At 39.1% G+C, this 12,625-nt stretch carries 15 protein-coding genes; 6 read left to right on the forward strand and 9 right to left on the reverse strand.

Annotated elements, in window-relative coordinates; translation table 11 throughout:
• Nucleotides 1-119: 119 nt before the first annotated feature.
• Entirely contained in the window at nucleotides 120-2,246 is a 2,127-nt protein-coding gene (gene recQ, locus ACIQYG_RS10175) for a DNA helicase RecQ (protein ID WP_402837910.1), read from the reverse strand.
• A gap of 140 nt (nucleotides 2,247-2,386) precedes the next feature.
• Nucleotides 2,387-3,220 carry a 3D domain-containing protein gene (locus ACIQYG_RS10180; RefSeq protein WP_402837625.1) on the reverse strand — a complete coding sequence of 278 codons (834 nt, stop codon included), beginning with the start codon at nucleotides 3,218-3,220 and terminating at the stop codon, nucleotides 2,387-2,389.
• Between the two features lie 257 nt (nucleotides 3,221-3,477).
• On the opposite strand from ACIQYG_RS10180, the gene ACIQYG_RS10185 reads away from it, so the two are divergent.
• Genes ACIQYG_RS10185 through ACIQYG_RS10195 form a run of 3 tightly spaced genes read left to right on the forward strand, consistent with a single transcriptional unit; the run spans nucleotide 3,478 to nucleotide 4,561 of the window.
• Nucleotides 3,478-3,711 carry a spore coat associated protein CotJA gene (locus ACIQYG_RS10185; protein WP_402837627.1) on the forward strand — a complete coding sequence of 78 codons (234 nt, stop codon included), beginning with the start codon at nucleotides 3,478-3,480 and terminating at the stop codon, nucleotides 3,709-3,711.
• Nucleotides 3,712-3,978 (forward strand): spore coat protein CotJB, encoded by a 267-nt coding sequence (locus tag ACIQYG_RS10190; protein WP_063234474.1) that lies wholly within the window; start codon nucleotides 3,712-3,714, stop codon nucleotides 3,976-3,978. It abuts the gene before it with no gap.
• Between the two features lie 13 nt (nucleotides 3,979-3,991).
• A complete protein-coding gene (locus ACIQYG_RS10195) occupies nucleotides 3,992-4,561 on the forward strand; it encodes a manganese catalase family protein (protein WP_402837629.1) in 570 nt (189 codons plus the stop codon).
• A gap of 39 nt (nucleotides 4,562-4,600) precedes the next feature.
• On the opposite strand, the gene ACIQYG_RS10200 is transcribed toward ACIQYG_RS10195, so the two are convergent.
• The 3 genes from ACIQYG_RS10200 to ACIQYG_RS10210 all read right to left on the reverse strand — a co-directional run bounded on the left by ACIQYG_RS10200 (nucleotide 4,601) and on the right by ACIQYG_RS10210 (nucleotide 6,001).
• Nucleotides 4,601-5,473 carry a CvfB family protein gene (locus ACIQYG_RS10200; protein WP_402837631.1) on the reverse strand — a complete coding sequence of 291 codons (873 nt, stop codon included), beginning with the start codon at nucleotides 5,471-5,473 and terminating at the stop codon, nucleotides 4,601-4,603.
• 179 nt (nucleotides 5,474-5,652) lie between these two features.
• Nucleotides 5,653-5,790 (reverse strand): hypothetical protein, encoded by a 138-nt coding sequence (locus ACIQYG_RS10205; protein ID WP_402837633.1) that lies wholly within the window; start codon nucleotides 5,788-5,790, stop codon nucleotides 5,653-5,655.
• Between the two features lies 1 nt (nucleotide 5,791).
• Nucleotides 5,792-6,001 (reverse strand): hypothetical protein, encoded by a 210-nt coding sequence (locus tag ACIQYG_RS10210; RefSeq protein WP_402837635.1) that lies wholly within the window; start codon nucleotides 5,999-6,001, stop codon nucleotides 5,792-5,794.
• A 380-nt stretch (nucleotides 6,002-6,381) separates the two neighbouring features.
• Between ACIQYG_RS10210 and ACIQYG_RS10215 the strand changes: the two genes are divergently transcribed.
• Entirely contained in the window at nucleotides 6,382-7,572 is a 1,191-nt protein-coding gene (locus tag ACIQYG_RS10215; RefSeq protein WP_402837637.1) for an alanyl-tRNA editing protein, read from the forward strand.
• Nucleotides 7,573-7,663: 91 nt separating this feature from the next.
• Here the strand turns inward: ACIQYG_RS10215 and ACIQYG_RS10220 are convergent, their stop codons facing one another.
• A complete protein-coding gene (locus tag ACIQYG_RS10220) occupies nucleotides 7,664-8,077 on the reverse strand; it encodes a hypothetical protein (RefSeq protein WP_402837639.1) in 414 nt (137 codons plus the stop codon).
• A gap of 78 nt (nucleotides 8,078-8,155) precedes the next feature.
• Nucleotides 8,156-8,347 (reverse strand): hypothetical protein, encoded by a 192-nt coding sequence (locus tag ACIQYG_RS10225; protein ID WP_034307314.1) that lies wholly within the window; start codon nucleotides 8,345-8,347, stop codon nucleotides 8,156-8,158.
• A gap of 141 nt (nucleotides 8,348-8,488) precedes the next feature.
• Here ACIQYG_RS10225 and ACIQYG_RS10230 point away from each other — a divergent pair, with 141 nt between their 5' ends.
• Nucleotides 8,489-9,010, forward strand: coding sequence for a GNAT family N-acetyltransferase (locus ACIQYG_RS10230; protein WP_402837641.1), 522 nt, complete (start codon nucleotides 8,489-8,491; stop codon nucleotides 9,008-9,010).
• A 41-nt stretch (nucleotides 9,011-9,051) separates the two neighbouring features.
• On the opposite strand, the gene ACIQYG_RS10235 is transcribed toward ACIQYG_RS10230, so the two are convergent.
• A complete protein-coding gene (locus tag ACIQYG_RS10235) occupies nucleotides 9,052-11,310 on the reverse strand; it encodes a HelD family protein (protein ID WP_483878387.1) in 2,259 nt (752 codons plus the stop codon).
• A gap of 334 nt (nucleotides 11,311-11,644) precedes the next feature.
• Between ACIQYG_RS10235 and ACIQYG_RS10240 the strand changes: the two genes are divergently transcribed.
• Nucleotides 11,645-11,884 carry a hypothetical protein gene (locus tag ACIQYG_RS10240; RefSeq protein WP_402837645.1) on the forward strand — a complete coding sequence of 80 codons (240 nt, stop codon included), beginning with the start codon at nucleotides 11,645-11,647 and terminating at the stop codon, nucleotides 11,882-11,884.
• A gap of 217 nt (nucleotides 11,885-12,101) precedes the next feature.
• Here ACIQYG_RS10240 and ACIQYG_RS10245 read toward each other — a convergent pair whose 3' ends face one another.
• Nucleotides 12,102-12,503, reverse strand: coding sequence for an RDD family protein (locus ACIQYG_RS10245; protein ID WP_402837647.1), 402 nt, complete (start codon nucleotides 12,501-12,503; stop codon nucleotides 12,102-12,104).
• Nucleotides 12,504-12,625: the final 122 nt, after the last annotated feature.

A 12,625-nucleotide genomic window follows, 5' to 3' on the forward strand; every position in this document is an offset into this window, starting at 1 on the left:
ACCTCCTCTTTTTTATAAAGACTCTGATTAAAGGAGCGAAATTTCACCTTTTTATCATTCCTAGTATACGCATTAAACCAAATTCTTATTTATTCAATGATGAAATTATCCAAAAAACCTTAAAGCGTTTCGTTTTCCAGCCCTGCTTTAACCAAGATCGCTTTAATCATAAAGTAGGAAATATGCTCTGGCAGAGCTTCTTTAAGTGGTTTCAATTTTTCAGAACCCAATTGTTTCGCAGTTTCCAAAACAAGATCAAACTCTTTATCCAAGAAAATCTCATCCCATTTAATATCCAAGTGTTCTTCTGCACACTTTAATAAATGATTTTCAATTGAAATGGAAGACAGCCCTCTCAATGCCCCTATTTCCTTGATTGATTTGCCTTCCTGATATAAGCGATAGCTTTCTAAGTGAGATGGTTTAGTTGTTCGCTTTACCGTTTCCTTTGTAACCATAGTATTCGTTTCTAATTCAGGATGTGCCTGTACATACTTGGAAATACCTTGTAAGAATAAATTTCCGAAGCGTTCGAATTTCTGCATGCCTACCCCTTTGACTTCCAGGAATTCCTCTTCCGTCTTCGGCAGTTTGACAGCCATATCCTTCAAAGATGCATCGGAAAAAATAATGAATGGAGGTACATTTTCCTTGCTTGCCAATTCTTTTCTTAACTGTCTCAGCTCTTCGAACAACCCATGATCCGCGCTGATGCTGCTTACTTTTTTTATTTCCTTACGCAGGACTTTTTTCTGTCCCAATAGCACTTCCCTGCCAGCATTGGTAACCTTGAGTACCGGAAACTGGCCGCCTGTCATTTCTATATACTGTTTTGCTGTCAGGAAATCAATGAAATCACCTACATCCTTCGCAGATTGATCATTGATGATTCCATAGGTTGAAAGCTTCTGGAATCCGAACTCTTCAATTTTTTTATTGCGTGATCCCGTAAGCACTTGGGAAATCATCGTTTTACCGAATCGCTCCCCCATTCGCAACATGCATGAAAGGACCATCTGTGCCTGTGTGGTTACTTCAACAGAGTCACGCTTATCTGTACAATTTTCGCAATGACCGCAATCTTCGGGGTTTTCTTCTCCAAAGTATCTGAGAATGAAGGCTTGTAAACATCCTTCAGTAAAACAATAATCCTTCATTCTGTTCAATTTCTTCAATTCCTGGGATTGCCACTCCTGCGAGGGATTTGATTGATCAATCAAGAAACGCTGTATCTGCATATCCTGAGGGGAATATAAGAGGATACATTCACTATCCAATCCATCCCTGCCTGCACGGCCCGCTTCCTGATAATAACTCTCCATGTTCTTTGGAGTTTGGTAATGGATGACGTATCTAACATTCGACTTATCGATTCCCATCCCGAAGGCAGATGTCGCTACCATCAAGGGAACGTCATCCCGAATGAATTGGTCTTGCTGTTCCGACCGTTCTTGTTCATTCATGCCAGCATGGTACCGACCTGTTTTGAATCCGGCTTTAATAAGCTTGGCATACAAGGAATCGACTTCTTTCCTGGTGGCTGCATATATGATACCCGATTCATTTTTGTTTTTCTCCAAATAGCGCATTAAAAACCGTCCGCGATTTTCTTCTTTCACAACGGAAAAGAACAGGTTATCTCTGGAAAACCCCGTGGATACAGTATGTTGTACAGATATTCCGAGCGACTGACATATATCATCGGTCACATGCGGAGTGGCTGTTGCCGTTAATGCCAGTACAGTCGGAGCAGAAGGCATGTTTTTCAATAAGGTTTTGATTTTTAAGTAGCTTGGCCTGAAGTCATGACCCCATTGAGATATACAGTGGGCCTCATCAATGGCAACCAATGAAATTTCCACATTAAATAGATCCTGTTGAAATGCAGGATTCTCCAAACGTTCAGGTGCCACATAAACCAGCTTATATCTACCGTGCTTAATATCGTTCATTCTATTGGATGATTCTAACCCAGAAATGGAGCTATTAAGAAACGTGGCATCAATTCCATTTTGTTCGAGGGCATCTACTTGGTCTTTCATCAAGGAAATAAGCGGGGAAATAACGAGTGTTACACCTGGTAACAGAAGGGCTGGAATTTGGTAACATATTGATTTACCTCCGCCGGTAGGCATGATGCCCGCTGTGTTTATTCCTCCCAGCACCTGTTCGATAATCTGTTCCTGACCTTTTCGGAATGACTCATAACCAAAGTATTCTTGTAAATAAGCACGTGCTTTTTCCATCAATTTACTACTCCCCCTATTTATTATGATCATTTCTTCCATTGTACCTGCTTTTCCCATCAACCTAAAGGACAAAAAAAGCAGACACATTATGTATGTGTCTGCTTTTTAAATATATTAACATGTTTTGCATGGTTAAATTAATTCAGGATTTGCACTTTAACGTTTTTAACGCCCCAATTCACGGCATCCTGTTCGTTTGGAACAAATATGTCCACTCTATTCCCTTTGATGGCACTACCTGTATCGGCTGCCGTCGCGTAGCCATAACCTTCAACATAAACCTTTGATCCTAGTGGAATGACTGAAGGGTCCACGGCAATCACTTTTGCATCAGGATTAGCTTTCAAGTCCACTCCTGTAGCTGTTGTACCGCTGCAGCCATGACAATCAGCCGTATAGGCGGTTGCACTGACAGTGATCTCCTTTCCAGACTCTGCTTGATCTTGGGATTCATTGTTTGTGTCTGCTGGTTCCGATTGTTCAACCTGCTTTGTTTGTTCTGCTGGCTTGGATTGTTCAACTGGCTTGGATTCTTCTGCTTGTTCCGATTGTTGTACTGGTGCAGCTTGCCCAGATTTCTGCGCAGGCTCTACACTTGCAGCTTCGACTTTGTTAGCTGCCGGTTTAATGACCAGTTCTTGACCAGGATGGATTATATCTGAATTTAAACCGTTCCAAGATTTAATATCATTTACCGCTACATCATATTTGTCTCCAATATCCGATAATGTGTCCCCTGACTTTACTTCATAATGCTCCTCTTGAGAAATATGTATGGTTTCTCCGGCATAAATCGCGTCTGAAGACAAATCGTTCCAAGACTTAATATCTTCTACTGATACTTTATATGTTTGAGATATCCCCCATAATGTGTCTCCATCTTTCACTTTGACATCTTCTGCTTGTACCGGAATTGTAAATGCACCGGATATAGCAGCGGCTGCCGCTAACGATAAGATTGATTTTTTCATATGTTGTTACCTCCTTGTGAGCTGCTTTATAAGCTACGAGTTAAATCTTAACATAGTTTTTTTCTATACAAAGAACAAACAGATAAAGAATAGATGACAAACATCACAGTAAGATAACGGGACTATAACAAGATTTTATAACATTCTGAAAAAACATCTTTTTCCAGATAATTTCCTTTCCAGGCCAGAGAAGTCATATTATGCATTACCCAGGCATAAAAATTAAAGGCTATATCTTTACAAAGGAGGTATTTTTTGTGACTCGCGAAAAAACTTTTACCTTAGTTAAGTCATATAAACCTTTCCATAGTAAATTCGATCCATGTCCGCCGATTGGGAGAAAGTTTTACAGGACACCTCCTAATTTGTATATTAATTTTCAACCGCCTAATATGGAGCAGTTCACACCGGAAGAAGCTTTGAAATACGGTACACTTTGGAAATTCTTTTATGATTTTTATGATAATCCATATCGGGAAAGGGAGACGTAAATGAATAAGAAACTGGATGATGAATATTATCAGTTGCTTGAACAAATACAGGCTGCCGATTTCGTACTTGTCGAGTTGACTCTTTATTTGGATACACATCCTAACGACCAGCAGGCTTTACAGCAATTCAATCAATTTCATGAATACTCCAAACAACTGAAATCGGTTTTTGAGCCTAAATATGGTCCATTATTGGGATTTGGAAACAGTCCAGGCGGTGAAAATAAATGGGAATGGGGCCAAGGCCCTTGGCCATGGCAGGTATAAGGAGAGATGAGCTATGTGGGTTTATGAAAAGAAGCTGCAATATCCAGTTAAAGTAAGAGACTGTAATCCTCGATTGGCTAAATATTTAATAGAACAATACGGTGGCGCCGATGGTGAGTTGGCTGCAGCACTTCGTTACTTAAATCAACGATATACAATTCCGGAAAAAGTGATTGGCCTGCTGACGGATATCGGAACGGAAGAATTTGCCCATCTCGAAATGATCGCAACGATGATTTATAAGCTTACAAAAGATGCCACACCTCAGCAGATGGCTGCCGCCGGGCTAGGGGACCATTATGTTAATCATGATCATGCCCTTTATTATCATGACGCAGCGGGGAATCCATGGACCGCCACTTATATCCAAGCCAAAGGAGATCCGATTGCAGATTTATATGAAGATATCGCCGCTGAAGAGAAGGCCAGAGCAACCTACCAATGGTTGATTGATATCTCGGATGATCCTGATATCAATGATTCACTCAGGTTTTTGCGCGAGAGGGAAATTGTCCATTCGATGAGGTTTAGGGAAGCTGTGGAGATTTTAAAAGAAGAAAAAGGTAAAAAGAAGTTTTTTTAATGAAATAAAAAGGCAGCGGAGAATATCCACTGCCTTTTTTCATTTACGGTCTGAAGAATAAGTCCAGCCATCTTCCTGATAAATCTTTTCTTCTTTCATCAGTTTACCTAGAGCACGCTTGAACGCTCCCTTGCTTAAACCGAAGTGAAACTTGATATCATCAGGTGGCGTTTTGTCACCATAAGGCATTGCACCGCCGCGATTCATTAAATAATTGAAAATGACATCAGCATCTTCCTCCATTAAATCTTGTTTAAAGGGGATTAAAGAAACGTTAAGCGTTCCATCTTCTTTACTATCAATGACTCGCCCTTCAACCAATTCACCAAGACGGGGCTCATCCTTGCGTTCACTTTCGTGAATGAAACAGCGGTACCCTTCCTGTGAAATAAAGAAAGATCCAACCATAAGCAATCGATAGACATTCCCCTTAATACTGGTGTTACGGACTCCTTTTAAAGGGGCTGTCACTGCAATCTCCTGAATGACATCTTCCGTTGCAAGTTTACCAAACAGGCGATCATGACGATCTGTCTTCAGGGATACATATAGACGATCGCCAACCTCGGGCCATAATCGATCTATATTCGGAAGGTCGTCCAGGGATACAAGAATATCTTTGGAAAGACCGATGTCCACAAAAACACCAAGCTTCCTTTTCACATTGACAACTTCCGCCCAGCCATACTGATCAATCTGAATTTCGGGTATCTTCATTGTCGCTGTCAGCCTTGCTTGTTTGTCATGGTAGATGAACACAGTTACTTCATCGCCAATCTCAAGTTCCGTTCCTTCATTCATTTCATTATGATGAAGTAAGACATCTTCTGAACCATCCGTTAAAAACCATCCGAAATCAGCCTTACGTTCCACTTCTAACTCTACAGCCATGCCGGCCTGAATTTTTTGCATGTATAAAAATCCTCCTGTAACTTACCTTTACCTACAATTGTACCCAATTATTTATATTTCCAACATATTTGAATTTATCATTTTTTTGTTGTTCTGTATACCTATAATGTTTTTTTATTTTTTAACCCTTGTTTTCTTCATGGAATGCCTGCGAAACCAGAATATGTCCTTGTTTACCGTTACTTAATAAGATGCATGATCACTTTGGATAATTGGCTCGGTTTATACGGTTTAACTAAATAATCGTTAGCTCCCAAGGAAATCCCCTTCTCCCTTTCGTCAAGTGCGGTCGATACAAAAACGGGAATCTCATTCAAGTCAGCGGATCCTTTTAATTCCCTCAGGAAAAGAACCTGTTTTAAAAATATCGCAAAATGGCTGATTGACCTGAATGACTTTTCTTTCCTGATCAATCCCTTCCTGAATCGTGTTCAGGATGCCCTGATTCAGCCTCCTATTCTCTTCCGCCTGTTCGTAAAGCTTGATCTTGTCAAGCCACATTGAAATTTGCTTAGCCACGTTTCGCATTCTTCCGCTCCCTGATCGGTAAACCGGGTTCCATACCTGCTGGAAAAACCATGATGGCATCCACTTCTTTATACGTGTTTTATAACGGGAAGATATAAAATCATAACTGTAATTCTTATTTTCGTGGTACCCTTTCTCAGCCACACCTTGTTCTCTATTAATTGTGAAGGGTTTCTTCTCTTCAGGAAGACGATGATTCAAATCGCTGTGGATATTATTCCGGAATTGCCATACGCCATTTTCCGAAATTCCGAATGATGAGGAGAATTTATCATAAAGTTTACTTATTTACCTGACTAATCTTCTAAACCCGCGATTTTAAAGTCTGGTATTTCGATGATATAATTTAATGATCAACTGAAAGGAAAAATAAATCATTCATGACAAAAAAATTATATTACACGTCCACCGAGACTTCCCAATGGGATACCGAAATTCGGGAGACCATTGTAGAAAATGGCTTTTACTATATCACTCTTGAAGAAACCGCTTTTTATCCCGAAGGGGGCGGTCAGCCAGCAGATACTGGTAAAATAGAAGGAATCTCCGTTCTTGACGTTATAAAAGACAATGAAGGAAAGCTTCTTCATAAGATGGAGAGACGGCCAGATTCAGAAATCGTCCACTGTGAACTTGATTGGTCCCGCCGCTTCGATCATATGCAACAGCATAGCGGCCAGCATCTACTCTCTGCTGTCTGCAGGGAACTATTTGACTCTAATACGGTAAGCTTTCACCTTGGAAAGGAATATTTAACGATCGATATAATGTCAGGATTTCAATGGACTGAAGTACATACGGCTGCTGCTGAAAAGCTAGTTAATCAATATATCATCGAGAATCGCGAAATACTTATCTATTACGTGACAAACGAGGAATTACAGACTCTTCCTGTCGTCAAAATGCCTAAAGTGTCTGAGAATATCCGTATTGTTGAGATAGCAGGAATTGAATATAACCCTTGCGGCGGAACCCATGTAGGTCGTACGGGTGAGATTGGCTTAATAAAAATTTTTAAAACGGAGAAGCAGAAAGAACTTACCCGTCTCTACTTTAAGTGCGGCTTCAGGGCATTGAACGATTATTCCGAAAGTCTAGATATCCTTTCCGCATTATCGAATAAATTCAATACCGGACGTACAGAGATCCTGAATAGGGTGGAGAAACTTGAAAATGACTATAAGCAGCTGCTATCGGCAAATGAAAACTTAAAACTTGAAAATGCAAATTTTCTTGCTGACTCCCTGCTTGCAGAAAATGGAGGGGGATTCATCTCTCATATTTTCGAAGATAGCTCAATGAAAGAACTGCTTTACCTTGCAGGTACGATTGTAAAAAAAGAAAAGATTACCGTATTATTAGCATCGCGTAAGGAGCAAAAGGTCATACTCTCGCACAGCGGGGGCAACCCCTTTCATTGCGGACAATACTTCAAAGCGGAACTGGGCTCCTATAATGGAAAAGGCGGAGGGAACGAACGGACTGCACAAGCAGGTTTTGCGTCACAAAATGACTTAATTGCATTTTACCAATACTCAGTTGAAAAATTAGGCCAAAATCCTGGTGCATAAAACCGATCCGTAATATGGCATTTGTGATGAACCTGGAAATCATGACTTCTGGGAATGAGAAAAGAGAGGACAAATTCATGTCCTCTCTTTTTTATTCTTCTATTTTCAATTTCCCAATCCCGTGTTCTTCAATATGAAGATGATATTTTTCCTCGAGTTCCATGATTCGTTTAAACGCTTCCTCCTGATTGCATTCATGGTTTTCCGACTCCTCGGAGAACTCTATTCTAGCCAAATGGTAGGCAAGCTTATCCCTGAACACTCCATCTTCATACTCATTTATGACTGTATGAAGTTGATCCTCCAATTCCCTGCTCAGATCATAAATTTCGTACTCCTTCACAAACTGTACTCCATCCATGCCGAAATCTTTGGCAAAGGAATTGAGATACTGTTCCATCTCACTGAATTCTTTATTATCTTCAGTTTCGGAAGCAACCCAATATCCGTACTGAACCATTTTGAATAATGTTTCATACTGTTTCTTGGTAAAATTGATTTTCATTGACGATACTCCTTTTCCGGTTTCCTTACAACAAAAAGAATAAACCGCAATGGATTAAAAGTCCAATGCGGTTCATTCTCAATCCAATATTTCCGTTACAGAAAAATATGCCGCTTTTTCCGTATCTACGACATAATGGCAATCGCCTTTAACTAAATTATAATAACGGTGCTTTTGAATATTTGAAATCATTTGAGTTGAGTCATCGCCTTCAACTTCATGCTCTAGTTCTTTGCCGCCCGGAAAATAAAAACCTACTTTCAATTTCATCTTTCTCATCCTTCCCTTCATCTGGTTGATCACTCTTTTATTTCTTAACCTTTCTCATGCAGTTATAAACATAAATAAAATGCTTATTCACTTTTTCCATGATATTCTAGGGGAAAATATGAAAATCAGAAGGTGTTTTTTATGAAGATAAGGAAAGCCATGGAAGAAGATGTAGATGGAATAGCAATTGTACATTTAAAAAGCTGGAAAACAACTTATAAAGGAATCCTCCCGGATCAATATTTGTCTTCCTTGAATCTGGAAGCCAAAAAGAAAAACTGGCTAAGAAATTTAAAGATGCTGCATAATTTCACCTTTGTGGCGGAAAACGCCAATGGGGAAATCATCGGTTTCGCTGCAGGGGGACCAGAACAAACGAATGATCCTCATTTTCAAGGTGAAGTATATGCCATTTATTTTTTAAAAGAATATCAACGACAGGGACTAGGCCGAAAAATGATAAAAACGGTCATACATGAGCTTATGAAATTGGAACATAAGAATTTAATAATCTGGGCATTAAAGGATAATCCTTCATGCGGTTTTTACAAAGCCCTTGGCGGTCAAGTGATAGCTGAAAAAACCGTTAAAATGGCAGGCATAGAGCTTATCGAAGTCGGTTTCGGATGGGAAGATATTCGAGATATCCTTTTGCATCTGTGAGCATTTCACGAGGAGGGTGGTTACATTCCACCCTACCCCTTTCATGTCTCACTAAGGAAAGCATTTTTATCTTTACCTAAAAAATAAAGCCTGTGCAATGGCCTTGTCATTGTTACATACAGCAATTTGATATCAAGTTCATTTCCATGGCAATACGCTTCTTCGAGGGATATTGCAAATACGACATCGAATTCGAGACCTTTGGCTTGATAGGAAGGAACAATCAACGTTTTATCTTTAGGGATGTTTCCCGCTTCATCTATTAAATGAAAGCCTTGGTGGAATCCACTTAGTTTCTCGTTAGCCAGTTTGCAATCTTTCATCGTTTTGGCAATAACGGCAAACGTTTTAAAACCTTCTCCTTTAAGGCTTGCGATAAGTTCGATCAGTTCTTCTTCCCACCCTTCCTTTTCAATGGAAATGAATTCTGGATCCTTGCCATGACGGACTACAGGTTCAACTTCCGGGAAATCGTATGTTAACAACTGAAGTATTTCATTAGCTTGTTTCATAATTTCAACAGTTGTTCTGTAGCTTTTTTGTAATTCAGTATACGTCGCCCGAGGGAAAATACGACTGTGAACCTCTTCCCATGTTTGAAGTCCGCGGTATGAATGGATGCCTTGTGCAAGATCGCCTACAAGTGTGAACATATCGGTATCCACTGCCGTCTTTAGGGCCTGTAACTGCATGAAGCTATAATCCTGTGCCTCATCAATGACGACATTTTTTGCTTTGTTTTCTTTATCGACACCAAAAAGCCGCTCCTGTAGATATAATAATGCTCCTAAGTCCTCCATCTCATAACTATTAGCAGAAAATAATTTATGATTGTACTCACATAAAACATTGGCATCTTCAACAGTAAGCTTACCGTTGCTGTAAGAGGCGAGACGCCCCGGATCTTGGTATAATTCCTGATAGTACTCCAGGAGATCTTTACTTTTGAATTGCTTAAAATACCCTTTTACCGAAGAACGGATCGCCTTTTGGATCTGTCCTATCCTTTCCTCTTTTTTATCGAGGCATTTTGTAACAAATTCCTTGCGAATGACTGGATCGATATTCTTATAGAGCGCCTTCTCGATTTTGGCATCATAAAGATCAACAACACGTTCAAGCATTATTTTCTTTTTTAATTTCACTTCATTTTGTAAAATGGCCTTCAGTTTGTCCAGCCTGCTGTATAACGGTAAATACCAATAATCCTCTTCCAATAATCTAATGAACTTCTTAGCGGAATAGAGGCGATATTTATCACAATAAAAATCAGCATCCGGATGAAATCCCCTGAAAATATCCTTTACATATTCGTCCAATATATATTTAAAGGCAGGGGATCCCTTCAGACCTGATATCCAGACGGCTGAATTAATTTCTTCATCATCCTTTTCCAGCAATCGCGTTAATTTATCATCCGCTACAAGCTTCACTTGCTTTCCTATCGCTGCCTGAACATATTCGGAAAACGTGAATTGTTTTACCTTTTCGACACCCAATTCAGGTAAAGCTTCAGATATGTAATCAATGAACACCCGGCTCGGAGCAAGAATCATTAATTGTCGCGGATCGAACAAATCTTTATAATGATAAATGAAATAAGAGATCCTATGTAAAGCGATTGTGGTTTTACCACTGCCCGCTGCACCCTGGACAATGATAGGTTTATTCAAATCTGCCCGAATGATTTTATTCTGTTCTTCCTGAATCGTGGTAATGATATCTGTCAATCGATTGCTGGAACTTTTCGAAAGGGACTCCTGCAACAGTTCATCCGTTGTTGTCAAATCAATGTCCCTTATCTCCTCCAAAACCCCTTCTTCTATCATTAGCTGTCTTTTTAAAGTGATGTTCCCGCTGAACGTCTCCCCTTCCGCTTCATATTCTATTTCACCAATCCGTCCCTCATAATACAGATTTGCAATCGGTGAACGCCAATCGACGATGATCTGTTCCTGGCTTTCCCTCTGATAAAGCGATGTTTTTCCGAAATAAAGGACTTCACCTCTATCACCGTCATTCCTTACAAAATCCACTCTTGCAAAGTAGGGTTTTTTACTTGCTTTGCGTAAACTTTCAAGTTCGGTTTTAGACATCTCAAAAAAGTTTGCCGTCGTCAGCAACTGTGAATATAAGGCTGATTCAGACCAATCGGCATCACCAAATGCTTCTTGCATATTCCGCTGAAATTGATCTTTGCTTGTTTCTGATGTTTTGATGACTACATCGATATAACGTTTCGTAAAATCCAGCCGCTCTCGTTCCTGTTCAAAATCAGGGTGATTCCCCAATAAAATCACTTCCCCTTTCTTGTGTATTTATCAAACTTATTAAGGTGCCGATCCTAGGACGAAATGGACATTCATACTATCAGAAAAGCCAATGGTTGACAAATTTGGAGACATAGAATTATATAGTTGCAATTTACATAACCTGATATTTCATATAATTCGAAGAATACACTATATATTCCAGATTGTTATGCAGGAACATTCAAAATGCCTGGTTATGCCTTTCTTCTGCACTTGTCATCAACTCTTAACATAAATAACGCTAATTTAATATTTTATTGGAAACTCACATTATATACTTAAATTACAATTACATAACTTTTTTAAGAAAGTGGGTTCCGTCATGGAAATAAATGAAAGACAACCAATGCTATCCCCTAAATTAATCCATGAACTTGAAATTTTATCATTCAAAACGAATATGCCTGTTTCTGAATTACTGGAAATATCTGTAGTGTCACTGCTGGAAAAAGTGAATAATACCAAAGAACTCAATGTTGGACTTAATAATAAAGAAATGATTTTAAAAAATAAAATAATCATTAATCAAAATAAAGAGGTTTTGAATAACAAAAGCACTTGACCATAAAGGTTAAGTGCTTTTTTTTGATCCTAATTGCCACTGTATAGATGGAATAGATATTCTATCGTGGTTTCCAATATAATATTCATCCCTTAAGATGTCATTTATGCGCCAATAAAGTAGTCAGCTAAATTCCCTTCATATTAAAAAAATCTTCTCGATTTGAATCTGTAATTTCGAATAAAAAAAAGCAGCTATTAAGCTGCTTATCCATCATTCATGGTTTATTTGATGTCACGTATGTACCTGCTATGAAATCATGTATCGCTCTATGGTCTTTCCTTATGCCCACCATGAATGCACTAACAATAAACCCTATCCCTAATGTAATGGCATAAACCAATGCAGCAACTAAATACCTCAATAGCATAGTGCCTATGCCTAATTTTTTGCCGTCCATCCTTACTATGCGTATTCCCATAATCCTTTTACCAACTGTATAGCCATACCATAATATAGGGACAATCAGCATGTAAAGAAAGTCGAAGAACGTTGAAAAGTTTTCATTTTCCCACTCACCGGTAATCAACCCGAAAATTATCGCTAATGGTAAAGATACTATTATGCCATCCAAAAATCCTGCAAATAAACGTTTCCAAAAGCCTACTGAATCGCTCATTATATGACCCTCCTGTTGCGTTAGTTACAGTTACCTATATTACCAATTATAATGTTGCTGCGTAATGAGTCTTTATGCCCATATTTTTTTCGTCAACAAGAAAAACAACTACATTATTGGTG

This window comes from Peribacillus sp. NPDC096622 (assembly GCF_044762665.1).
In the GTDB taxonomy this organism is placed as follows: domain Bacteria; phylum Bacillota; class Bacilli; order Bacillales; family DSM-1321; genus Peribacillus; species Peribacillus frigoritolerans_B.